Here is a 22,962-nt window from a genome sequence, read left to right as displayed (position 1 = left end):
GGTTATTTATATGAGGTTTTGTTTAGAGTGTTTTATAAACTGTAGTACTATTGGCCTGAGCGGTGGGCAATACAACAAGATCCGAAATATTCACGTGATAGGGGCGAGTAACTACAAAAGCAATGATATCTGCAATATCTTCTGGTTTTAAAGGAGAAAACCCCTTATACACCGAAGCTGCTTTATCAGCGTCACCTTTGAAACGAACTTCACTAAATTCTGTCTCAACCAATCCCGGATGAACCGCGCCTACACGAATTCCTTTTCCGTTCAAATCCAATAACATGGCTTTGTTTAAAGCATCAACTGCATGTTTACTTGCAGTATACACATTCCCATTAGGATACACCTCTTTTCCTGCAATGGAGCCAATATTGATAATATGACCAGAACCTTTTTCGATCATTCCAGGGATGATTGCTTTTGAAACATACAATAAACCTTTTATATTGATATCAATCATTGCGTCCCAATCTTCGAGATTACCATCTTGAATAGGATCAAGTCCATGTGCGTTACCGGCATTGTTTATTAAGATATCAATAGTAGCAAAGGTTTCGGGAAGCCCTTTAATGGCATCAAATACTTCTTCCTTATTTCGCACATCAAAACTTAGTGTATATACGCTCACCTGAGCTTCTAACTCCTTCTTTAATCGTTGTAGCCGATCTGTACGACGACCACATACTATCAAGTTAATTTTATGTTTTGCCAACTCACGAGCTGTCGCCTTTCCAATACCACTGGTAGCTCCTGTAATTAATGCTGTCTTCACAATTTAATAGTTTAAAATTAATTTAATGCTCCCTGCATAAAACTCTTAAGTAAGCGAATTGAGGTTAAGTTTGCAACACTGCAATTATTACCTCGTCTTTTTTTAAGCGATTGCTGTAGGTGCTTACGCTTATTTAGGATTAAAGATACTTTAAATTAAGGGCTTTTAAAAAAATCACATATCGTTATTTAACCTATAATTAACAAGGAACCGAAAATTAATTAAACAATTTGCAATCTTGAATCTTGAATGTTAAATTCACGCTTTTAAAATATTTAATGAATGGAAGAAAATAGTGCTATCGATATTGCCTCAATAAATGAGAAAATACAGAGGGAATCAGCGTTTGTCGATTTACTCGCCATGGAGATGAATAAAGTAATAGTTGGCCAAAAACATATGGTAGAACGATTACTCATAGGATTATTAGGTCAAGGCCATATTTTACTGGAAGGAGTTCCCGGATTAGCAAAAACGTTGGCGATTAATACACTTTCCAAAGCTGTTCATGGTAGTTTTAGTAGAATTCAGTTTACCCCGGATTTATTACCGGCTGATGTTGTAGGAACTATGATTTACAACATGAAAGAGAATGATTTCTCAATCAAAAAAGGTCCAATTTTTGCCAATTTTGTTCTGGCAGATGAAATTAACAGGGCTCCGGCAAAAGTACAGAGTGCTTTACTGGAGGCAATGCAGGAGAAACAGGTAACTATCGGAGATGAAACTTTTATATTAGATAAACCATTTTTGGTTATGGCCACACAAAACCCGGTGGAACAAGAAGGAACCTATCCATTACCCGAAGCTCAGGTTGACCGTTTTATGTTGAAAACAGTCATTAAATACCCGCTGTTGGAAGAAGAACAGTTAATCGTACGAGCCAACCTTTCCGGAAGTTTTGAAAAAGTGAATCCTGTAGTCTCGGTAGAACAAATTATTAATGCTCAAAAGGTAGTTCGGGAAGTATATATGGATGAAAAAATCGAAAAATATATTCTCGATATAATTTTTGCTACGCGTTTTCCTGAAAAATATAATCTTGAAGAGCTAAAACCACTTATTAACTTTGGGGCCTCGCCGCGAGGAAGTATAAATATGGCAACTGCAGCTAAGTGCTATGCTTTTATCAAGAGAAGAGGTTACGTGATTCCAGAAGATGTAAGAGCTGTTGTTCATGATGTGTTGCGCCACAGAATCGGTATTACTTATGAAGCCGAAGCGGAGAATATTACGTCTGAAGATATAATCAATAAGATTGTCAACGAGATTGAGGTGCCTTAATCAGCAGGAACGTTTATTGTAAGGAGCAAAAGACAAACTGTTTATCGTGCAGCATAGGGTCTGTGCATTTTAAGAATCTCAAATAGCTATGGATACCAAAGCTTTATTAAAAAAGGTCAGAAAAATTGAAATTAAGACACGTCGTCTAAGTGACCATATTTTTGGAGGTGAGTACCACTCAACCTTCAAAGGTAGAGGGATGACGTTTAGCGAAGTGAGGCAATATCAATTTGGTGATGATGTGCGTAGTATTGACTGGAATGTTACTGCTCGATACAACGAACCGTATATAAAAGTATTTGAGGAAGAACGTGAGCTGACCATGATGCTTATGGTGGATGTGTCGGGTTCTCAAAATTTTGGAACTTCTCAATTTTTTAAAAAAGAAATCATCACAGAGATAGCAGCCACCTTGGCCTTTTCTGCCACTCAGAATAATGATAAAATTGGGCTGATACTTTTTACGGATACAATAGAATTATACATTCCGCCAAAGAAGGGGAGATTCCACGTACTGCGAATTATTAGGGAACTTATAGAGTTTGAACCAAAAAGTCAAAAAACAAATATTGCCGAGGCGTTGAAATTTCTGTCCAGTGTGATGAAAAAGAAAGCTATTGTGTTCCTGCTTTCAGATTTTATGGCTGATGATTATCAGCATACACTAAAAATTGCCGGCAATAAACACGATGTGACAGGGATAAGGGTGTATGATCCAAAAGAAGAAACACTACCCAACTTAGGAATGGTTCAAATGGAAGATGAAGAAACCAACGAACTTATGTTGGTTAACACAGGTTCTAAGAGAACAAGAACGCAATACGCCAAGCAATACAACGAACGGGTTTCTTATTTTACAGAAAGTTTTACACGAAGTGGTGCAGGTGTAATAAGTACCAGAGTTGATGAAAGCTATGTAAAAAAATTACTCGGTTATTTTAAAAGAAGAGGATAGCTAAACAAAATATACGAATGACAGCGAACCGCATACCATATGATTTTATGAAATATAATCGATTTCCTCAAATCGTAATGCAAAGGATATTGATTTTAGTATCCTTTTTTCTTTTGACAGGCACGAGTGCAATTGCACAGGTGAAAGCCCAAGTTGATAGTACTTCCATTAAAATAGGTGAAGAAATTCAATATACGTTAGAAGTGCAGGCTGATTCTACGCAAACGGTAGTATTTCCGGAAGGAAAAACATTCTTACCTATGGAGGTCATTGAATCTTTTCCTGCAGATACGACCATCAAAAATAACAGATACAATATTATCAAAAAATATGGTCTGACCCAGTTTGATACCGGCGCGTATACAATTCCAGGTCAGCGAGTGCTTATTGGTGAGCAGGCTTTTACGACAGACTCTATTCAGGTGGAAGTGCGGGAAGTACTTGTAGATACAACCAAACAGAAAATGTTTGAGATCAAACCGATGGTTGAGGTCGATCCACCGTCGTTTCAATGGCGTGATTATATATGGTATGCGGTTATTATTCTTTTAGTAGGTGCCCTATTAATTTTTTTATTACGCTACCGAAAGAAGAAAAAAGCTGAAAAAGCAAAAGAACTTCCTCCCTATGAACGTGCCATCGAAGCCTTGCGTATGATTGACACTTCCGATTTATTAGAAAAGGATTCGCACAAAGAATATTACTCGATACTTAGTGATACCGCACGTAAATATATCGATGAAGAGATCTATGACCACGCAATGGAAAGCACTACCGACGAATTAATAGCAAGGTTAAATCGAGAAATAGAATCGGGAACTTTATTATTAGAATCAGAGACGTTACAAGAATTAAAAAGAGTTCTGATGACAGCCGATTTGGCTAAGTTTGCAAAATCACGACCTGATAAGTTGACAGCACGAGCTGATCGTACGGCTATAGAGCAGGTGATCAATAAGACGAAAGAAGCAATTCCTGAACCTACCGAAGAAGAATTATTAGCAGATGAAGAGTACAGAAAGACAAAAGCTCAGAAAGAACAACGAAAAAAGATAGTAATGGCTAGTATTGCCGTTGTAGCAGTAGTTGGAATTATTTTTGGAGTGGTTGTTTGGCGTAACGGATATCAGGAAACGATCGACTCAATTTTTGGGCATCCTACAAGAACACTTGCCAAGCAAGAATGGATATCCAGTGCTTACGGTACGCCACCTGTTGCGATTGCTACACCAGAAGTACTATTGCGTAACAACTATCAACTAACCGAAGCTCAGAAACAAATCTTAAAAGGAAATGAAACTTTTGTGTATGGCGAAATGACAGGAAACATATACGTTGCGGTTAGTACTGTGGCTCCTGATCCAAAAAATCAAGTGGATCTCGAAAAAGCGGTCGAAGGAATTGTAGGAAAGTTTGAGTCGCAGGGCGCTAAAAATATAACAGTTAAAACAGAGGAATATAAAACCTTGGGGGGAGCAGAAGGCATTCAAGTTTTTGGAAATCTTGAGGTGACAAACCCAACCACGCAGGAAAAACAAAAAAATGAGTATATCATGTTGAATTTTGCTGAAAATGGAGGTTTTCAACAAATAACTGTTGTGTTTGATGAGGACGACCTATATGCTGATGAGGTCGCACAGCGCATAATTACTTCTGTAGAACTTAAAAATGCCGATAGATAATGTTTGATAAGTATATTTTTGAAGATCCGTACTTCTTTTGGCTTTTTGCCTTATTTCCGTTGTTGATAGGTTGGTATATATGGAAAATCAACAAGCAACAGGCTACATTAAAAATATCCAGTGTCAGCGGATTTAAGTACAAAAAAAGTTTTCTGGCAAGGTTAAGACCGATCTTGTTTATACTACGATTGTTGGCGTTAAGTCTGATTATCTTAGGATTGGCAAGACCACGAACCGTCGATGTATCCAGTAGAACAAAAACAACAAAAGGTATTGATATCGTCATGGCTATTGACGTCTCTGCCAGTATGCTTGCCAAAGATTTAAAACCCAATCGTCTTGAGGCGTTAAAAGAAGTGGCAGCAGAATTTGTTAAAGAACGACCCAGCGATAGAATCGGACTGGTGGTGTACGCAGGAGAGAGTTTTACTAAAACACCCCTTACCAGCGATAAATCCATTGTTTTAAGTGCCATGAATCAAATCGAATACAATACTATTCTAGAAAATGGTACCGCAATCGGAATGGGGTTAGCAACTGCCGTAAATCGATTAAAAGATAGCAAGGCAAAAAGTAAAGTTATTATTTTATTGACAGATGGATCCAACAACGCCGGTTTTATTGATCCCAAAATTGCTTCAGAACTGGCTATGGAGTACGGAATAAAAACATACACGATTGGATTAGGTACTAACGGAATGGCACTGGCACCCGTAGCTATTTTACCCAATGGGGCCTTCCGCTATGAGCGGGTAAAAGTTGAAATAGATGAGCCTTTGCTCAAAGAAATTGCAAAAATGACCGGGGGAAAATACTTCCGGGCAACTGATAATAAGAAACTGGAAGCGATATATGAAGAAATCAATAAACTGGAGAAAACAGATGTTGAGGAGTTTAAGTTTTATAACTACCAGGAAAAATTTAGAATTCTAGTGTTAATTGCCATAGGTTTATTGTTTTTGGAACTCCTTTTAAAGCATACTCTTTTTAGAAGTTTTATTTAATGTTTGTTTGTCATGTATAAAGAATCTAAAAAGGCCACGTTTTTTTAAATTAATAATTAGAATTTGAATCAAGGAATCATATTACTAGGAAGTTCGAGAAGTGATGGAGATACAGCTAAGATAGTTTCATTTTTAAGAGAAAAAATAGCTTATGATGTGATAGATTTGAGTCAAAAGAGAATAAATCATTACGATTATAATTTTATAAATCATGATGACGATTTTAATGAATTATTTAAAATGTTAGTTGAAAATTATCAAACTATTGTATTTGCAACACCAATTTATTGGTATACCATGAGTGGTATCACAAAGGTGTTTTTAGATCGGATTTCTGATTTTTTAAATAAGGAGAAGGAATATGGGCGTATGCTAAGAGGTAAAAATATGGCTGTAATTAGTTGTAGTAATCATGATGATCGTGATGAGAGTTTTACGATGCCTTTTGTCCGAAGTGCGGATTACTTAGGAATGAAATTCATAGGTGATATACATACTTGGGTAGAAGTGGACAGTATTCCGAAAGAAGTGAAAGAGAAAATTACAAAGTTTGCACAATTAATTAATCCGCTATAGAAATAATAATGATATGTATCTATTAGAAGAAAAAATATATTTCTGGCTGTTGTTGATAATTCCTGTAATACTCCTATTGTTTATGGGGACGGTATTATGGAAGAAATCGGTGCAGAAGCGATTTGCAGATCCCAGGCTGATGAATTTTCTGAGCCCGAATAGATCGATTTTTAAGCCTGTTCTTAAGATATTAATTCTTTGTTTAGCGTTCACGTGTTTTGCAATGGCGTTGGTAAACCCAAAAATTGGTACCAAGCTGGAAACCGTAAAACGAGAAGGGGTCGACGTGGTATTTGCCGTTGATGTATCTAAAAGTATGATGGCAGAGGACATAGCACCGAATCGATTAGAAAAATCTAAACAATTAGTCACGCAGATAATTAATAGTTTGGCCAGTGACAGAGTGGGTATTATTGCATATGCAGCCAGTGCTTTTCCTCAACTGCCAATAACCACAGATTATGCTTCTGCCAAAATGTTTCTGCAAGCAATGAATACTGATATGCTTTCTTCACAAGGAACAGCTATTAATGAAGCGATTACCCTGGCAAAAACATATTACAATGACGAGGAACAAACCAATCGCGTCCTCTTTCTAATTAGCGATGGTGAGGATCATGAGGGTAATGTAGGAGCCATTGCCGAGGAAGCTGCAAAAGAAGGAATTCAAATCTATACAATCGGCGTAGGGACCCTTAAAGGAGGTCCGATCCCGATTAAAAGAAACGGAATTGTACAATCGTATAAGAAGAATCGCGCTGGAGAGACCGTAATAACCAAGTTGAACCCGACAACTTTACAGGAAATTGCAAAAGAAGCAAATGGCACATACCTTGATGGTACTAGAACTAAAGAGGTTGTATCTCAGGTTACAGACATCTTGCAGAATATGGATAAAAAAGAATTTGAAGCAAAGCAGTTTGCAGATTTTCAGGATCAATTCCAATGGTTTTTAGGATTGGGATTCTTACTATTGCTGCTTGATGTTTTTCTTTTAGAGCCCAAAACCTCATGGGTAAAAAAATTGAATCTGTTCAATGAAAATTAAAGGATGATGAAAAAGAGTATATGTATTTTAGCATGCTGTTGGACGATACTTTCCTTTGCACAGGAGAAGGATTTAAAACAATTAGAGAGCGAAGCAAAAGAGCATTTGGCAATAGGGAACCAAAGTTTGATCAGGGATGGTAATTTCCCCAAAGCCGAAGGTGAATATCGTAAGGCAATAGCCAAAAATCCCGATGCTATGGATGCTAAATATAATTTGGGTAATGCGTATTACAATTCAGAAAAGTACGATGAGGCTATCGTACGATATGCAGAAACTACAAAAACGGCAACCAACAAATTAGAAAAGCATAAAGCATTTCATAATTTGGGGAACACCTTTATGGAGCAAATAAAATATCAAGAAGCGGTCGAAGCGTATAAAAATGCCTTAAGAAATAACACAAAGGATAACGAAACTCGATATAATCTGGCACTTGCAAAAAAGATGCTAGAGGAAGAAGAAAAAAAGCAAGAGCAAAACAAAGATCAGAATCAGGACGATAAAGACCAGAACAAGGATCAAAAAGACCAAGATAAAAAAGATCAAGGGGATCAGGGAGACCAAGATAAGAAAGATAAGGATCAGAAAGAAAAAGGTGATCAGGGAGATAAAAAGGATCAGGGCGACCAAGGAGATAAAGAAAAAGACGATAAAGAAAAAGAAGGTGATGATCCAAAAGATGACAAAAAGGATGGAGAACCTAAAGATGATAAAACTGATGAAGGGAAGGATGCTGGTGACAAGAAAGATGAACCACAGCAAGGAGCTCCTAAGCCCGTTCAGGGTCAGTTATCACCACAGCAGGTAAAAAGCTTACTTGAAGCGATGAATAATCAGGAAAAGAAAGTACAGGATAAGATTAATGCTAAAAAGGTTAAAGGAAATGTGAAGCAAACAGATAAAGATTGGTAATAGCCGATTAAATCAGTTTACTTTTTCCAGAAAATATTGTAATAATGAAGTTGAAATTAATGTTATGGGTGCTCTTTACTTTAAGTGCTGTTACGTTTTCTACAGCACAAGTAAAGTTTGAAGCAAAGGTAAGTAAGAAAAAATTGGGCGTTAATGAACGTCTACGGGTTGATTTTGAGATGAACCAGGATGGCGATAATTTTACCCCACCTGATTTTTCGGGTTTTTCGGTAGTGGGCGGTCCCAACCAGTCTATTAGTAACTCATGGATTAATGGTAAACGGTCGTATGCAAAAACGTTTAGCTATTTTCTTGCCCCTACACAACGCGGAAAATTTACTATTGCACAAGCACAGATTCAAATAGATGGTGAAACGTATAAAACCTTACCGGTACGAGTTGAGGTAACCGCTGCGGTCGACAAACCCAAAGACGGAAATAATTCAGATTATATTGCTAGTGAAAACTTACATTTAGTTGCAGAAGTTTCCAAAGCTAATCCATATTTGAATGAAGCGATAACGGTGGTGTACAAATTGTATGTAAGTCCTAGAATCAGTGTAAGTAACTGGAACGAACTGGATAGCCCAAAATACAGTGATTTTTGGAGTCAGGCTATCGATATGAAGCAACTTAAAGTGGAAAATGGGACCTATGAAGGAGAGCCCTATAGATATGTGGTGCTTCGTAAAACCGTTTTATATCCACAAAAAACAGGTAAGCTAAACATTGAGCCCCTTACGCTTTCTATCGCTGTGGATGTACCAACTAACCGCAGAGATATTTTTGGAGGTAGATTGTACTCAACCGTAAATAAAACGGTCGCCGCTGGCAATCGCACAATCAACGTCAAACCTTTGCCTGAAAATGGGAAACCGGAGGGATTTACCGGAGCGGTGGGTGATTTTGATTTTAAAGTAAATGCAAGTCGAACTGAATTGGACGCTTCAGAGTCCTTAGAAGTAAAAGTTGAGGTGAGCGGAGAAGGAAATTTAAAATTATTTGATCTTCCCAATTTAACAGTGCCAAGCGGTTTGGAACAATATGAGCCGGAACACAGCGAACGAGTGCGTACAAATTTAGGTGGTATGGAAGGTACGGTAACGGACACGTACACCCTGGTTCCTCAGTTCAAAGGAAAATATCCGATTCCTGCGTTGCGCTTTTCTTATTTCGATGTGTCCTCTAATTCCTATAAAACAATTACATCACAAGAAGTCGTATTGAATGTAAGAAAAGGACCCGATGGTCAACGCATAGTCACTTCTTCAGATGATACTGTGCAAAAACAAGTTGTCACACAGAGTGGAAGACAATTTAAGTTTATAAAATTAAAAACTACCCTAAAAGAAATTAACAGCGAACCTTTCTTTGGGTCAGCTCTTTATTGGACAGCTTTAATTACACCTTTACTCGCTATCCCGTTGTTTTTATTTTTTGGTAAAAAACAAGAAGCCAGAAAGAATGACGTTGTCGGTAGTAGAGTTCGTAGAGCTGATAAATTGGCGAGAAAATATCTATCTGAAGCCAAAAAAAATCTAGGTGAGCCCAAGTCCTTTTATATAGCTATGGAACGTGCATTGCACAATTACTTGAAAGCAAAACTGCAAATACAAACCAGTGATATGAGTAAGGATCGTATTCAGCGGTTGCTGAGAGAACGTCAGGTAGACGACGCGTTGGTTATTGAGTTTGTCGCATTACTGGAGAGTTGCGAATTTGCAAGATATACTCCGCTATCTTCTACAGCAATGCAACAGGATTACGAGAAAGCTTCGCGGGTGATAGCTGCCATGGATAAACAACTGTAAAGAGAAACAAAATGAAGAATATAGTAGGTTTATTTATTTTTTTAATGAGTATAGGTGTTTGTGCTCAGCAAACAGAAAGTTTTGATAGAGGAAACGCACTGTATACTGCAAAAAAATACGAAGAAGCGATCAAAAATTACCTTACAGTAATAGAGGAGGGGTATGAGTCAGAAGAATTATATTTTAATCTTGCTAATGCGTACTACAAACAAAATGAAATAGGACCAAGTATTTATTATTACGAGAAGGCCTTAAGTTTAAATCCAACAAATCAAGATATAAAGAATAATTTGACCTTCGCACGTAACGCGACAGTTGATGTCATTGACGAAATACCACAGGGGTTTTTGTCTAAAATATTTAATCGTACAGTCTCATTATTCTCATTACAAACATGGGCATGGTCGTCTGTGCTTTTAATGCTAAGCTTTGTCTTGCTGTTTATAGGGTACCAACGAGCGTCAGATACCAGAAAAAAAAGATGGTTGTTTGTGGGTTCCTGGTTTTCTTTTGGTTTATGCGTTGTCATCTTCTTTTTGGCTCAACAACAACAGTCTTTAAAGGCTAATAATCAATACGCCATTATTTTTGCAAAAGAAAGTGCAGTATTAAGTGAGCCAAATCTTGGGAGCGAAGAACTTTTTGAACTGCATGAGGGCACTAAGGTCAAAGTTATCAGCACAGTTAACAGTTGGAAAAACATCAGGCTAACTGATGGTAAAAGCGGATGGATGTTTTCCAAGAATTTAAAGGAATTATAAGTAGTAAATTTTTGTTTTTATTTACCTTTGTTCAAATAATTTTACAATTGATTTAACAAAACCTGAAAGCATTACCTTTATTTTTGTCTCCTAATATTTTTCTAATTGATAACAAAACTTCATACAGCACGAATTTTAATCGTAACATGTTTTTTAATAAGTTTGGGTAATTACACTTTATTGTTATTGAACTGTTATCAGGATGAAACAGCCTCTATGATTTCAGTACTGGAAGATGGAGAAGAGAAATCGGATTCTGAAGAAAAAGAAAATTCTGAAGAAAAAGATGATAGCAAAGAAAAAGAAATTATATCTCAAGTTGTCAATGACAAAGCCCTGGCAATAAATAGTTATTGCTGCGATCAGTATCCCGAAATTTACTTTGGTAATTCTTCTGTATACCTGGAATACACGACACCTCCTCCAGATTATTCGTGATTTTTTCAGCAAACTTTATTTAGTCCGTTTTATCAGAGAAGTTGTATACTATCTTCTCGTTTTCAAAATGAAATAGTACACCCTATATGGGTACCAAAGAAATTTTAAATTATGAGCATTTTTAAAAATATAAAAAATGATCTTCCAGCTAGTATTGTAGTGTTTTTTGTAGCACTACCGTTATGTTTGGGAATCGCATTAGCGAGTGGGGCACCACTTTTTTCAGGTCTTATTGCAGGAATTGTAGGTGGGATACTAGTAGGAGCATTGAGTGGTTCGCAAATTGGCGTCAGTGGTCCTGCTGCGGGATTAGCGGCAATTGTGCTAACAGCAATAGGCACATTAGGAGGGTATGAGAATTTTCTTGTTGCTGTAGTTCTAGGAGGTGTTATTCAGCTAGTATTCGGTGCTTTAAAAGCAGGAATTATTGGTTATTATTTTCCATCTTCAGTAATTAAAGGAATGTTAACCGGTATTGGTATAATTATCATATTAAAACAGATCCCTCATTTTTTTGGATATGATGCAGATCCAGAAGGAGATTTCTCTTTTTTCCAGATCGATGGGGAGAACACTTTTACTGAAATTTTCAATGCTATAAATTTTATAAGTCCGGGAGCCACCATGATTGCAGTGATAGGATTAGCAATTTTATTACTTTGGGATAAGGTATTAAGTAAAAAAGGTAAAATTTTTCAAATAATTCAAGGTCCGTTAGTCGCTGTTGTAGTAGGTATTTTATTTTATATATTTACGTCATCTTCAGAAGCACTATCTATTTCAAAAGATCATCTAGTAAGTGTTCCTATTCCAGACGATTTCTCTTCTTTTCTTGGTCAATTTAGTTTTCCAAATTTCGGAGTGATTACCAGACCAGAAATTTGGGTTACAGCATTCACAATCGCTTTAGTTGCTAGTTTGGAAACTTTACTTTGTGTAGAGGCTACAGATAAAATTGATCCTGAAAAAAGAGTCACTCCAACTAATAGAGAATTATTAGCACAGGGAACTGGAAATATTATTTCCGGTATGATCGGTGGTTTGCCTGTTACACAGGTAATCGTTCGTAGTTCAGCTAATATACAGTCTGGAGGAAAGACAAAAATGTCAGCTATCATTCATGGATTTTTATTATTAATATCCGTAATTCTAATTCCTAGATTATTAAATATGATTCCGCTGTCGGTGTTAGCTTCTATTTTATTGATCGTAGGATATAAATTAGCGAAACCTAAACTGTTCAAAACAATGTATTCATTGGGTTGGAAACAATTTGTACCCTTTGTGGTAACAGTTCTGGGGATCGTATTCATTGATTTACTATGGGGAATCGGTCTTGGTTTATTAGTGGGAATTGTAGTCATCCTAATCAAGAGTTATCAAAATTCACACTTTTTACATATTGAAGACAAAAGCAATGGTCAACATAGAATTAAAATGACACTGGCTGAAGAAGTTACTTTTTTTAATAAAGGTGCCATCTTAAAAGAGCTTGACCAATTACCGAACAATACTCATCTTACACTAGATGTTAGAAAAACAAGATACTTGGACAATGATATTATAGAAATTCTGGATGACTTCTCTGAGAAAGCTAAGAATAAAAACATTGATATCAAACTCGTATCAGAAAGCGGAATTGCTGAAAACCCCCAGAGTTATATTGAGTTTATCAATTTAAGAACAAAATAACGGAAATTTTAAAACACACAACACATGAAAGCACATACAAAAGAAACACAAGCAACAATGACACCTCAAAAAGCATTAGACTTTTTGAAAGAAGGAAATGAACGATTCCAACAAAACCTCAAAGCAAACAGAAACTTATTGGAGCAGGTAAATGATACAAAAGAAGGTCAGTTCCCGTTTGCAACAATTCTAAGCTGTATAGATTCGCGTGTTTCTGCAGAATTAGTATTTGATCAAGGACTGGGTGATATCTTTAGTGTACGTATAGCTGGTAATTTTGTGAACGAGGACATATTAGGTAGTATGGAGTTTGGAAGTAAGCTTGCAGGAACAAAACTTATAGTAGTTTTAGGGCATACAAGCTGTGGTGCCATCAAAGGTGCATGTGATCATGTAAAAATGGGTAATTTAACTAAGTTAATAGAAAAAATCACACCAGCTGTTGATGCTGTAAAAGAGCCTCAAGATGATTCGAAACGTAACTCAGCTAATAATGAGTTTGTGGATGCAGTAGCGGTTCAAAATGTCAAAATGACCATTGATAACATACGAAAGGAAAGTGAAATTTTGAAACAGATGGAAGACAATAAAGAAATTTTAATTGTTGGAGGTATGTACGATATTAATGATGGGAAGGTTACTTTCTTAGAAGATTAGTAAACGCTAAAACTTTCCCAAAAAAAGCCTAAGTATTTGCTACTTAGGCTTTTTTTTGGGTAAATGCTAATTAGTTTTATTATCATTGTTATGAAATGTTAAGTCAATATAATGAAAGGATTTTTTAGACACTTAAAAGGAGATATTTTTGGCGGATTAACCTCTGGTGTAGTAGCGTTACCATTGGCGCTAGCCTTTGGAGTATCTTCTGGTCTTGGGCCAAGTGCCGGATTATATGGCGCTATTTTTATTAGTTTTTTTGCGGCTTTATTTGGCGGAACGAATACTCAGATTTCTGGACCTACTGCACCCATGACGGCGGTAAGCATGGTGGTTATTGCTGGTATTATAGCTGTGAATGACGGAGACGTTACCAAAGCACTACCCGCTATTTTGACGGTCTTTGTATTAGCAGGTCTTATACAAATAGGATTGGGAGCACTTGGAGTAGGTAAATACATAAAATATATGCCGTATCCGGTAATATCTGGATTTATGACCGCTATTGGGTTGATGATATTGATCACACAATTGCTTCCGGCCTTAGGATATTATCCAAAAGAAGATGCGGAGTATGTGAATACCTTCAAACCAGTGGCTGAAGAGGTTATCCTTGATAAAATATTAAAGGAAGAAGCAGGAGAAGGCATATTGGTTTTGGAAGATTTTGAAGAAACCATTCGTCGTGCTAAAAAAATTTCTCAAGAGGATATTACATCAGAAGCTACGTTGCAAGCCGGAAAAGATAGTGGTGGTGTTTGGGGAGCTATTGTTAGCTTACCGAGAGCTATTGCAAACGTCAATATGTTAGAGCTTATATTATGTTTAATTACTATAGTTATTATTTACGGATTTAAACGAATAACTACTGCGATACCCAGTACGTTAGTTGCTTTGTTAATAGTGTCGGGTGCTGCGTATGGTTTGAGTTTAGACTATCGTCCGATAGAGCAAATTCCCAGTGGATTTCCCATCCCTAATCTTGGGATTTTTACAGAATTTAAGCTAGGCGTTATTACCCCTTACGTTTTTTCTGCATTGTCTTTGGCATTTTTAGGAGCAATCGATAGTTTACTAACATCTGTGGTCGCCGATAATATGACAAAAACAAAGCATAATCCCAATAAAGAGCTAGTTGGACAAGGTATAGGAAATAGTATAGCGGCAATTTTTGGTGGTATTCCGGGTGCTGGGGCTACCATTCGTACTGTGGTAAACATAAACTCAGGGGGAAAAACGAAACTTTCTGGTATGATTGCAGGTGTACTGCTATTAGTAATACTTCTTGCTCTCGGTCCGGTAGCTTCTCAGATACCAGCAGCGGTTTTAGCAGGTATATTGATTACCGTTGGGATAGGTGTAATGGATTATAAAGGTTTAAAAGCAATTCCTAGTATGCCAAAAGTGGAGGTAGCAATCATGTTGGTTGTAATGTTACTTTCTGTGTTTTGGGACTTGGTTTATGCAGTAGGTATTGGTTTGGTATTGGCTTCTCTTCTGTTTATGAAGAAAATGGGAGACCTTACAGCAAAGGACTCTTCGGTTGATTCGTTGAAAGGGTTGGAAAAGGATACGGGAGTTAAAAATTGGATAGACGAAATCAATTTTCCCGAAAATTTAAAAGAAGAGGTGTACGTAAAGCATCTTAACGGACCAGTGTTTTTTGGAGCTACCACTGAACTGCAACAACTAGCTCAACAAATACCTGCAACGGCAACACACGTTATCCTAAGAATGGATAAAGTGCCATATATGGACCAATCCGGGGTATATACGCTTGAAGAAATTATTTTAAGTTTAGAACAACGAAATATCAGAACATTTGTTACTGGCCTACAAAACCAGCCTGGATATTTAATGAAAAGAATTGATATAATACCTGACTTAATTCCTGAGAAACATCTTTTTGAGAATTTTGACGATTGCGTAGCGTACATCAAGAATAATGTTGCGGATATCTATTGATCGATTAAGCAGCATGTAAATTGGTAGAAGTGGCTTCCTTTTTGGAAGCCTTTTCTATTAGTTCAGGCAAGATTGCAGGGGCAATCGCCTGAACAGGACGATAAAGAATTGATTGGTCCAAGGTCTCTTCATCTATCATATGTAGAGTGTTGTTTCCGGCATCAATGAACATAATGATCACACTGGCAATAAATGCCATTTTTAGAATACCAAAGGCAGCTCCCAGTAATCTATTAAGAATTCCTAAAGCAACAGCTTGAGCAACTCTTGTAAGTATTTTCCCGACAAGAGAGACGCCCAAAACGACAACGATAAAGGTGAGGGCAAAAGCTAGTAACTGCGTAACTCCTTCTTCCCAGCTTACATATTGTTCAAGATATGCTCCTACTATATGTGAAAAGTGTATCGCTATATAGATTCCGGCAACGAGTGCTACCAAAGAAGCCAAAGAAACTATAAGCCCCTTGCTAAACCCCCTTATAAGCCCCCATAGCAGTAAAATGCCTAATATAATATCGATATATCCCATTACAATCCTTTGTTAGGACGAATATACATTTTTAAAATTAATTGAAATACTATATATTTGATATATAATATATACCATATATATGAGAAAAATTATTGATGTTCAGGACGATTTGATTCCCAAACTTAAATTAATTGCCGCTATCGAGAATTCAAGCGTAAAAAAGGTAATTGAAGAAGCTGTAGCATTTTATATTGATTATAAGCGAGAAAATCGTTTACAACAACTATCTGCGGAGCAAAAAGAGGACTTAGCTTTTATGTTTTTACTTAAGGATATTGAAGTTACTGAGACTATCACTAAGGAAGAGTTATTTAATTCATAAGGTATGGAAGTGATAATTTCAAAAACATTTGCATCTGATTTTAGGATGATCACGGATATTTCTTTTAAGGAAAAGATAAAAAGTATCGTAGCATCCCTAGAAAACTCAAAAGACACTTCTGCGCTTATACCGATTCAAGCTTTCAACGCTTCTGACAGGTATTTTAAAATGGGTGTTGGATTTTATTATCTTATCATAAAAAATGTGTCAAAAAAATCGTTGGCACTAGTTAGAGTAGTACATCGGGATCAATTAAGACAATCTCTCCATAAATCAATTTAGTAATGTAATTTTCTGTCGTATTTTTGCTAAAAAAGAATACATGTCGAGAGATAATAAACTTAAAGAGCGATGGGAACTTCTTGTAACTAAACTTTCTGGTCAATTTGCAGATGGAGATAGTTTGGATTTAGATGCTATTATTTATTTAATCGGTGTTCAGGAGCTGGGACAATTACATAGAAAGTATAAGAAAGATGAGAAACTAGATCTCATGCACATTGCAATATGCCGTCTTCTTGAGCCTTATGGATATTACGAGTTCGACTTTTTTGATGAACAAGGCTGGCCGCATTATACGATGAAAGAGGCCCTGCCAAATCTCAAATCGGGAGAACAATCGGTTTTGATGAAAGAAGCGATAGTGCACTATTTTGTTACCAGTAACTATATAGAATAATAGCGGTTGTTGCCTGAATAAGCGAAAAGAACCAGAAGTTTAAATGGCGTAAATACAGAGAAAATGTATAAATTTGCCGTCTTATTAAGAAATTTTCATGATCGATAAAATAAAAGAATATATCGCGGAGGTAGAATCTTTTTCTGCAAAATCTAAAGAAGAGATCGAAGCGTTTAGAATCAAATTTTCAGGTAAAAAAGGAATTATAAATGACTTTTTCGCTGAATTTAAGAATGTGGCAAACGATCAGAAAAAAGATTTTGGTCAGGCTATTAATGCCTTAAAAATAGCAACCGAAGCCAAAGTTGTTGCCTTAAAAGAAAAGGCGGAGGCGAATGAAGAAGAAAAAGGCGTTTACGGGGATCTTACGAGACCTGCTGCAGCGATACCTCTGGGAGCCCGACACCCAATTTCGTTGGTCAAAAATAGAATTATTGAAATTTTTTCACGTATTGGTTTTAATGTAAGTGAAGGGCCTGAAATCGAAGATGATTGGCACAATTTCTCCGCATTAAATTTACCGGAATATCATCCGGCACGCGATATGCAGGATACTTTTTTTATTCAAACAGATCCGGATATCCTATTGCGAACACATACATCTTCTGTGCAAGTTCGCTATATGGAAGAGAATAAGCCGCCTATACGCACCATTTCTCCGGGAAGGGTATATCGTAATGAAGCTATTTCTGCCCGTTCCCATTGCTTTTTCCATCAGGTGGAAGGACTGTATATTGATAAAGATGTGTCCTTTGCAGATCTTAAACAAACGCTGCAATACTTTACAACAGAGATGTTCGGCAAGTCTAAGATTCGATTGAGACCTTCATATTTTCCGTTTACAGAACCAAGTGCAGAGGTCGATGTTTATTGGGGGTTGGAAACTGAAACTGATTATAAAATGACTAAAGGTACCGGTTGGCTTGAAATTATGGGATGCGGTATGGTAGATCCAAATGTTTTGAAAAACTGTAACATCGATCCGGAAGAGTATAGCGGTTTTGCTTTTGGTATGGGGATTGATCGAATTGCTCTCTTATTATACGGCATTACCGATATACGCATGTTAAGTGAGAATGATACTAGATTTTTAGAGCAATTTAAAGCTACGCTGTAAGTGAGAAAGGATATTGATATACCTGAGGTAAAAGATATATACATCGCAATCCTCAAAGAATGGGATGAAGAGTTTTTGGCTCAAAATTGGGTAGCCTATATTATCAATGATGGGGATACGGCTATCGAAATGGTTTTAATAGTAACTAAGGGATATGATAACGAGCGCAAAACATCATTGCTTCGTCATGGTATTGGTACAGTAGATGCAAAATCAAGCGCTAAGATAGAAATGATTCAAGAAGAATTATTGGCAATGAATAATGAGTTTGCGGTTACCTTTTTTGCTGATGGTAAGCTGTATGATAAAAAATATATTTTTGAACAACACACGATTAACGAAAATGCATTGCAAGAATTACCGGTAATAGAGCAACGTGGTGTTTTGATAAAATAAAAAACTACTGATTAATTTAAAACGGAGCATTTTTTTGATGAAAAATGCTCCGTTTTTTGTTGTGTCCGGATAGAAGTAATAGTTAATATCCGACTTGTTTTCGTACTCGGTTTAATACTTCAGAGGCTGTAACCGAAGCTTTTTGAGCGCCTTTTTTGAGAATCTCATCAACTTCATTTAGATTGCTCATATAGTAGTTATACAATTCTCGTTCTTTACTGTACTTTGCGATGATAACTTCATAGAGGGCTTGTTTAGCATGTCCGTATCCATAATTACCACCCTCATAATTGTTGCGCATTGTTTCAATTTGCTCAGTATTAGCCAGTAACTTATACAGCGCAAAAACATTGCAAGTGTCAGGGTCCTTCGGTTCTTCTAACGGAATGCTGTCTGTAGCAATACTCATTACTTGCTTTCTCAATTTTTTATCAGGTAAAAAGAGATTAATGATATTTCCTTTTGACTTGCTCATTTTAGCCCCATCAGTGCCCGGAATATACATTGTGTCTTCTTGTACTTGCGCTTCCGGCATGACAAAAAGCTCTCCGATTTGATTGTGTATTCTTGATGCAACATCCCGTGTCATTTCAATGTGCTGTAGTTGATCCTTTCCTACGGGAACAATCTCTGCGTCATATAATAAAATGTCGGCAGCCATAAGCATAGGATACGTAAATAAACCGGCGTTTACGTCTTCAAGTCGATCTGCTTTATCCTTGAATGAGTGGGCTAATGTTAGACGTTGATATGGGAAGAAACAACTAAGATACCATGATAATTCTGTCACTTGTGGAATATCACTTTGCCGATAAAAAACAGTTTTTTCTATATCCAGTCCAAAAGCCAACCAAGTTGCTGCTGTTGAGTAGGTGTTCTCTCTTAAGGTTGCTGCGTCTTTGATCTGTGTTAAAGAATGCATATCAGCAATGAATAGATAAGATTCGTTTTGAGGCTCGTTGGCCATACGTATGGCTGGAATGATAGCTCCCAAAAGATTTCCTAAATGAGGAGTACCCGTACTTTGCACTCCTGTAAGTATTCTGGACATAGTAATTTTTTAATTTGAACAAAGGTAATTTTTTTGTTCAGATAGCTCAAGCCAATTATGTATTTTTGACGCTATGTCAATATTAAAAAAGCTTTTGATCGTTCTATGGCGCGTCTGGTTTTATGTGCTTATGGCGCTGCCTATTCTTATACTTTTTCCTGTATTATTGTTATTAACCTCAAAAGAGCGTTGGTATCCACAATTCTTCGTTTTAGCGAGGTTTTGGGCGACCATTGTTTTATACGGTAGTGGATTTCTACCCAAAGTAAAGCGAAAGGGCAACGTAGATTATAATAGCAGTTATATGTTTATAGCCAATCATACGTCTATGGCTGATATAATGCTTATGTTGTACTGTGTAAAAAACCCGTTTGTATTTGTTGGTAAACAGGAATTAACCAAAATACCAATCTTTGGTTTTTTCTATAGACGTACCTGTATATTGGTTGATCGTAACAGTCAACGAAGTAAAACACAAGTGTTCAAAGAAGCAAAAAAACGGTTAGATACCGGGATCAGCATTTGTATTTTTCCCGAGGGAGGGGTGCCGGATGACGAATCTATAGTGTTGGATGAATTTAAGGACGGAGCTTTCAGGTTGGCGATTGATTATCAGATTCCGATTGTGCCCTTGAGCTTTTTAGACAATAAGAAACGTTTTTCCTATACTTTTCTAAGCGGAAGTCCGGGTAAAATGAGAGCTGTATTACATCCCATGATTACAACGGTCGGTTTGACGCAAGAAGATAAAAGATCTTTAAAAATACAGTGCAGGGAGGTTATTCTGCAAAGCTTATTAGATTCAATTAGAATTTAAAGTTAATACCTGTGTACACTCCAAAATAATAGGGTTTAAAATTCCCATCATTTTTACTGAAGGCATTGAGCTGATATTTGAATATCGGTTCTACATTTATTTGAAAACGGTTGGATAGATTGTAATCCAAGCCCACACCAATATTTCCACTAAAACTCACCGGGTTCAGATTATTTGCTGTACCTATTGAGCTTTCAGAATCACCGGACTGAACCGAGATTTCATTACCGTTTAAGAAAAGTGTGCTTAACCCTCCGATCATTTGTACTGCGATCTTTTTTGAAATTAATGCATATTCAATCTCTAAAGGAACCTCAATGTAATTCAGTCGTTGGTTTAGAAAGCCTACGTTTTGCTTTTTATTGATAAATTCACCATTGACATCTAATGCGACCGGTTTAGGAGATTTGAAATCTGTGATCTCTATTTCATCTGCAACTGTATTATAATTAACACTCTGTAGTTCTCGTCCAACAATTGAAGGTCCAAAACCAATACCTTCAGTATTGTAGCTCAAATCAACTTTATTCACACCGGAGCGCACTTTAATTCTTTTATTTACGGCATAGGCAATTTGAATACCATAACTCATATTCACTTGACCATCTTTATTATTGTCCTTAAACTGGGGATCAATTGAGGACCCGTTTCCAATTGAACTGTAATATACCGGGGCGATATTAGGGGTAACGTTCCATCTTTTTTGTCGTGTATCATTTTCAGCAACTTCAGTTTCTACACCAGATTTGATAGCATCAAAAAGTGATTTTTTATTAGAGTTTTCGTTAGTGGGCAGTGCTTCGGGAACTTCCTTTGAGTTTTCTGAGATTGCAGTAGTGTCAAGCGTGTCTAAAACAGCATCAGGCATTGACACTTTTGATTTTTTATCAGTGAGTGTGATGGCCTCTTTCTTCGAGTCTTTTTGTGATGAAGTAGCAATACGCGCTGTTTCCTCATTAAAATTAATAGTATCTGATTCGGCCAGGACAGGATTATTTAGTGTGTGTCTATTGGAATTTAAAGGATGCCTATCAGTTTTTTCTTCTACTGCTAAGCTGTTTTGAGATGTTGTGGTGTTTGAGTTAACTTTATCGGTCTTTACCACCTGTTGATTATTTTCCGATTTGGAAGTGATATTTTTTCTGTCAGCAACTATCGCTTTGGTTATTTCAATTTCGGGATTTTCAGGTTTAGCAGTAGTATCCACAATAACAGGAGCAGCGTTTCTGTCTTGTTCAGGAGTGTCGACGATAAGATTCGTCTGAGATCCAAAGGGATTCAGCCAAAATATGGCTATAGTGCTAAGTAGAAGAACCACACTTGCGACACCAGCAATACGATACCAAAACGGTAAGATAAGTGGTTTACGGTCTTCTTTTTGAGATGCTTGAATTCGTTCCCATACCTGAGCATTGGGACTAACGTCAAAATCCTTGAATTTTTCCTGGAATAAGCGATCTATATGTTTCTTATCTTTCATCTGCTTCCTTCAATCGATTGTACTTGTGTTTCATTTTGGTGTTCTATTTTTTCCTTTAATATATAACGGGCACGTGCCAAATTAGATTTGGATGTACCTTGTGAAATATTAAGCAAATCTGCAATCTCTTTATGCGAATATCCATCTAAGACGTATAAGTTAAAAACCAAACGATAGCGATGTGGTAATTGTTGTATAATCTTTAGTAGATACTCTAACGATATTGATTCATCATCAAGATCTATATATGGATCTTCTAGTTGCTCTTCATTAAAAATTTCAAAAACCTTTTGGTTTCTATATTTTTGTAGCGCCGTATTTACTACAATCCGTTTTAGCCAGCCTTCAAACGAACCTTTATTTTTAAATTGATCAATTTTTTTAAATATGGTAATAAACGCATCTTGGAGCGTGTCTTCAGCATTTGCTTGATTATCAGAATACTTTAAACACACAGAAAATAGTTTACTGGCAAAAAGACGATAGAGCTGTTCTTGAGCTTTATTGTCTCTTTTTTTACATTGTTCTATGAGTTGCTCTAAACTCACTTATAGTATACGATTTTAGTTAATTCTCACCTTAGCTTCAGCCGTAGGAACTTCTACTATTAAAAATTTAGAAGATCCATCTGTTGCTCTACCTTGCCAAAACTTGAAGATATAGCTTGATTCGTTACCTACCAGAAATTTGAAAGAGGTTTCTTCTTCCCTTGGCTCCTCATAAGTTTCACAAGTAGTTGCTTCACTTACTAAAGCTATTGCAGAAATAGTTCTTTCATTTCTGTTTTTTTGATAGTCAAAACCTTCAAAAATATGGCATGAAGTCGGTCTAAAGTACGAAACTTTAATTGTATACGTTGAATCTTTAACAAGTTCTTCGGGGAGCTCAGCAGTGGCTATAGGTAGTCCTTCATAAAAAAAGTTAACTGCATCATCATCATCCAGACAACTTGTAAAACTAATACAGAGTATGATTAGTGGTAGTATGAATAACGTTTTCATAATG

Annotated in this window: 25 protein-coding genes; 19 read left to right on the top strand and 6 right to left on the bottom strand. The window is 36.6% G+C overall.

The annotated features are described in order from the left end of the window. Positions 1-22 precede the first annotated feature (22 nt). The gene (locus tag ACJRPK_RS01665) at positions 23-778 is read right to left on the bottom strand and encodes an SDR family NAD(P)-dependent oxidoreductase (RefSeq protein WP_407138803.1); all 756 of its coding nucleotides are present in this window, start codon (positions 776-778) and stop codon (positions 23-25) included. A 279-nt stretch (positions 779-1,057) separates the two neighbouring features. Between ACJRPK_RS01665 and ACJRPK_RS01660 the strand changes: the two genes are divergently transcribed. The 13 genes from ACJRPK_RS01660 (at position 1,058) to ACJRPK_RS01600 (ending at position 15,563) form a co-directional block, all read left to right on the top strand. After that, positions 1,058-2,059 (top strand): AAA family ATPase, encoded by a 1,002-nt coding sequence (locus tag ACJRPK_RS01660; RefSeq protein WP_407138139.1) that lies wholly within the window; start codon positions 1,058-1,060, stop codon positions 2,057-2,059. Positions 2,060-2,147: 88 nt separating this feature from the next. Further along, positions 2,148-3,014, top strand: coding sequence for a DUF58 domain-containing protein (locus ACJRPK_RS01655; protein WP_407138138.1), 867 nt, complete (start codon positions 2,148-2,150; stop codon positions 3,012-3,014). A gap of 17 nt (positions 3,015-3,031) precedes the next feature. Continuing rightward, complete coding sequence (locus ACJRPK_RS01650; RefSeq protein ID WP_407138137.1) at positions 3,032-4,696, top strand: BatD family protein; 1,665 nt, start codon at positions 3,032-3,034, stop codon at positions 4,694-4,696. Continuing rightward, on the top strand, positions 4,696-5,700 hold the full coding sequence (locus ACJRPK_RS01645) for a vWA domain-containing protein (RefSeq protein WP_407138136.1): 1,005 nt from the start codon (positions 4,696-4,698) through the stop codon (positions 5,698-5,700). The genes ACJRPK_RS01650 and ACJRPK_RS01645 overlap by 1 nt, the downstream gene beginning before the upstream one ends. A gap of 63 nt (positions 5,701-5,763) precedes the next feature. Then, on the top strand, positions 5,764-6,276 hold the full coding sequence (locus tag ACJRPK_RS01640; protein WP_407138135.1) for a flavodoxin family protein: 513 nt from the start codon (positions 5,764-5,766) through the stop codon (positions 6,274-6,276). A 13-nt stretch (positions 6,277-6,289) separates the two neighbouring features. Beyond that, positions 6,290-7,324: a VWA domain-containing protein gene (locus tag ACJRPK_RS01635; RefSeq protein WP_407138134.1), complete on the top strand. Its 1,035-nt coding sequence runs from the start codon at positions 6,290-6,292 to the stop codon at positions 7,322-7,324. A gap of 6 nt (positions 7,325-7,330) precedes the next feature. Beyond that, positions 7,331-8,239 carry a tetratricopeptide repeat protein gene (locus ACJRPK_RS01630; RefSeq protein WP_407138133.1) on the top strand — a complete coding sequence of 303 codons (909 nt, stop codon included), beginning with the start codon at positions 7,331-7,333 and terminating at the stop codon, positions 8,237-8,239. 44 nt (positions 8,240-8,283) lie between these two features. Next, positions 8,284-10,050, top strand: coding sequence for a BatD family protein (locus tag ACJRPK_RS01625; protein ID WP_407138132.1), 1,767 nt, complete (start codon positions 8,284-8,286; stop codon positions 10,048-10,050). An 11-nt stretch (positions 10,051-10,061) separates the two neighbouring features. Beyond that, positions 10,062-10,811: a tetratricopeptide repeat protein gene (locus tag ACJRPK_RS01620; RefSeq protein ID WP_407138131.1), complete on the top strand. Its 750-nt coding sequence runs from the start codon at positions 10,062-10,064 to the stop codon at positions 10,809-10,811. 216 nt (positions 10,812-11,027) lie between these two features. Further along, positions 11,028-11,249 carry a hypothetical protein gene (locus ACJRPK_RS01615; RefSeq protein ID WP_407138130.1) on the top strand — a complete coding sequence of 74 codons (222 nt, stop codon included), beginning with the start codon at positions 11,028-11,030 and terminating at the stop codon, positions 11,247-11,249. A gap of 117 nt (positions 11,250-11,366) precedes the next feature. Then, positions 11,367-12,941 (top strand): SulP family inorganic anion transporter, encoded by a 1,575-nt coding sequence (locus tag ACJRPK_RS01610; protein ID WP_407138801.1) that lies wholly within the window; start codon positions 11,367-11,369, stop codon positions 12,939-12,941. A 24-nt stretch (positions 12,942-12,965) separates the two neighbouring features. Further along, positions 12,966-13,598: a carbonic anhydrase family protein gene (locus ACJRPK_RS01605; protein ID WP_407138129.1), complete on the top strand. Its 633-nt coding sequence runs from the start codon at positions 12,966-12,968 to the stop codon at positions 13,596-13,598. A gap of 111 nt (positions 13,599-13,709) precedes the next feature. Continuing rightward, positions 13,710-15,563: a SulP family inorganic anion transporter gene (locus ACJRPK_RS01600; RefSeq protein ID WP_407138128.1), complete on the top strand. Its 1,854-nt coding sequence runs from the start codon at positions 13,710-13,712 to the stop codon at positions 15,561-15,563. Positions 15,564-15,567: 4 nt separating this feature from the next. On the opposite strand, the gene ACJRPK_RS01595 is transcribed toward ACJRPK_RS01600, so the two are convergent. After that, positions 15,568-16,092, bottom strand: coding sequence for a CvpA family protein (locus ACJRPK_RS01595; RefSeq protein WP_407138127.1), 525 nt, complete (start codon positions 16,090-16,092; stop codon positions 15,568-15,570). Between the two features lie 82 nt (positions 16,093-16,174). Between ACJRPK_RS01595 and ACJRPK_RS01590 the strand changes: the two genes are divergently transcribed. From ACJRPK_RS01590 to ACJRPK_RS01570, 5 genes are all read left to right on the top strand, one after another. Then, positions 16,175-16,417: a hypothetical protein gene (locus tag ACJRPK_RS01590; protein WP_148781864.1), complete on the top strand. Its 243-nt coding sequence runs from the start codon at positions 16,175-16,177 to the stop codon at positions 16,415-16,417. Positions 16,418-16,420: 3 nt separating this feature from the next. Continuing rightward, the gene (locus ACJRPK_RS01585; RefSeq protein ID WP_407138126.1) at positions 16,421-16,699 is read left to right on the top strand and encodes a hypothetical protein; all 279 of its coding nucleotides are present in this window, start codon (positions 16,421-16,423) and stop codon (positions 16,697-16,699) included. 40 nt (positions 16,700-16,739) lie between these two features. Beyond that, positions 16,740-17,096: a hypothetical protein gene (locus tag ACJRPK_RS01580; RefSeq protein WP_407138125.1), complete on the top strand. Its 357-nt coding sequence runs from the start codon at positions 16,740-16,742 to the stop codon at positions 17,094-17,096. 97 nt (positions 17,097-17,193) lie between these two features. Continuing rightward, complete coding sequence (gene pheS, locus ACJRPK_RS01575; protein ID WP_407138124.1) at positions 17,194-18,213, top strand: phenylalanine--tRNA ligase subunit alpha; 1,020 nt, start codon at positions 17,194-17,196, stop codon at positions 18,211-18,213. Continuing rightward, entirely contained in the window at positions 18,214-18,609 is a 396-nt protein-coding gene (locus ACJRPK_RS01570; RefSeq protein ID WP_407138123.1) for a hypothetical protein, read from the top strand. Positions 18,610-18,691: 82 nt separating this feature from the next. On the opposite strand, the gene trpS is transcribed toward ACJRPK_RS01570, so the two are convergent. Then, positions 18,692-19,660, bottom strand: coding sequence for a tryptophan--tRNA ligase (gene trpS / locus ACJRPK_RS01565; protein ID WP_407138122.1), 969 nt, complete (start codon positions 19,658-19,660; stop codon positions 18,692-18,694). Positions 19,661-19,733: 73 nt separating this feature from the next. Here trpS and ACJRPK_RS01560 point away from each other — a divergent pair, with 73 nt between their 5' ends. After that, on the top strand, positions 19,734-20,477 hold the full coding sequence (locus ACJRPK_RS01560; protein WP_407138121.1) for a lysophospholipid acyltransferase family protein: 744 nt from the start codon (positions 19,734-19,736) through the stop codon (positions 20,475-20,477). Here the strand turns inward: ACJRPK_RS01560 and ACJRPK_RS01555 are convergent. The 3 genes from ACJRPK_RS01555 to ACJRPK_RS01545 are packed head-to-tail and all read right to left on the bottom strand — an operon-like array spanning position 20,467 to position 22,958. Next, on the bottom strand, positions 20,467-21,957 hold the full coding sequence (locus tag ACJRPK_RS01555; RefSeq protein ID WP_407138120.1) for an outer membrane beta-barrel protein: 1,491 nt from the start codon (positions 21,955-21,957) through the stop codon (positions 20,467-20,469). The genes ACJRPK_RS01560 and ACJRPK_RS01555 overlap by 11 nt on opposite strands. Then, on the bottom strand, positions 21,954-22,505 hold the full coding sequence (locus tag ACJRPK_RS01550; RefSeq protein WP_407138119.1) for an RNA polymerase sigma factor: 552 nt from the start codon (positions 22,503-22,505) through the stop codon (positions 21,954-21,956). Before ACJRPK_RS01550 ends, ACJRPK_RS01555 begins: the two co-directional genes overlap by 4 nt. Before the next feature lie 15 nt (positions 22,506-22,520). Further along, the gene (locus ACJRPK_RS01545) at positions 22,521-22,958 is read right to left on the bottom strand and encodes a hypothetical protein (RefSeq protein WP_407138118.1); all 438 of its coding nucleotides are present in this window, start codon (positions 22,956-22,958) and stop codon (positions 22,521-22,523) included. Positions 22,959-22,962: the final 4 nt, after the last annotated feature.

Source organism: Aquimarina sp. 2-A2, assembly GCF_045505135.1.
Lineage (GTDB): Bacteria > Bacteroidota > Bacteroidia > Flavobacteriales > Flavobacteriaceae > Aquimarina > Aquimarina intermedia.
This window is presented reverse-complemented; position numbering and strand designations above follow the sequence as displayed.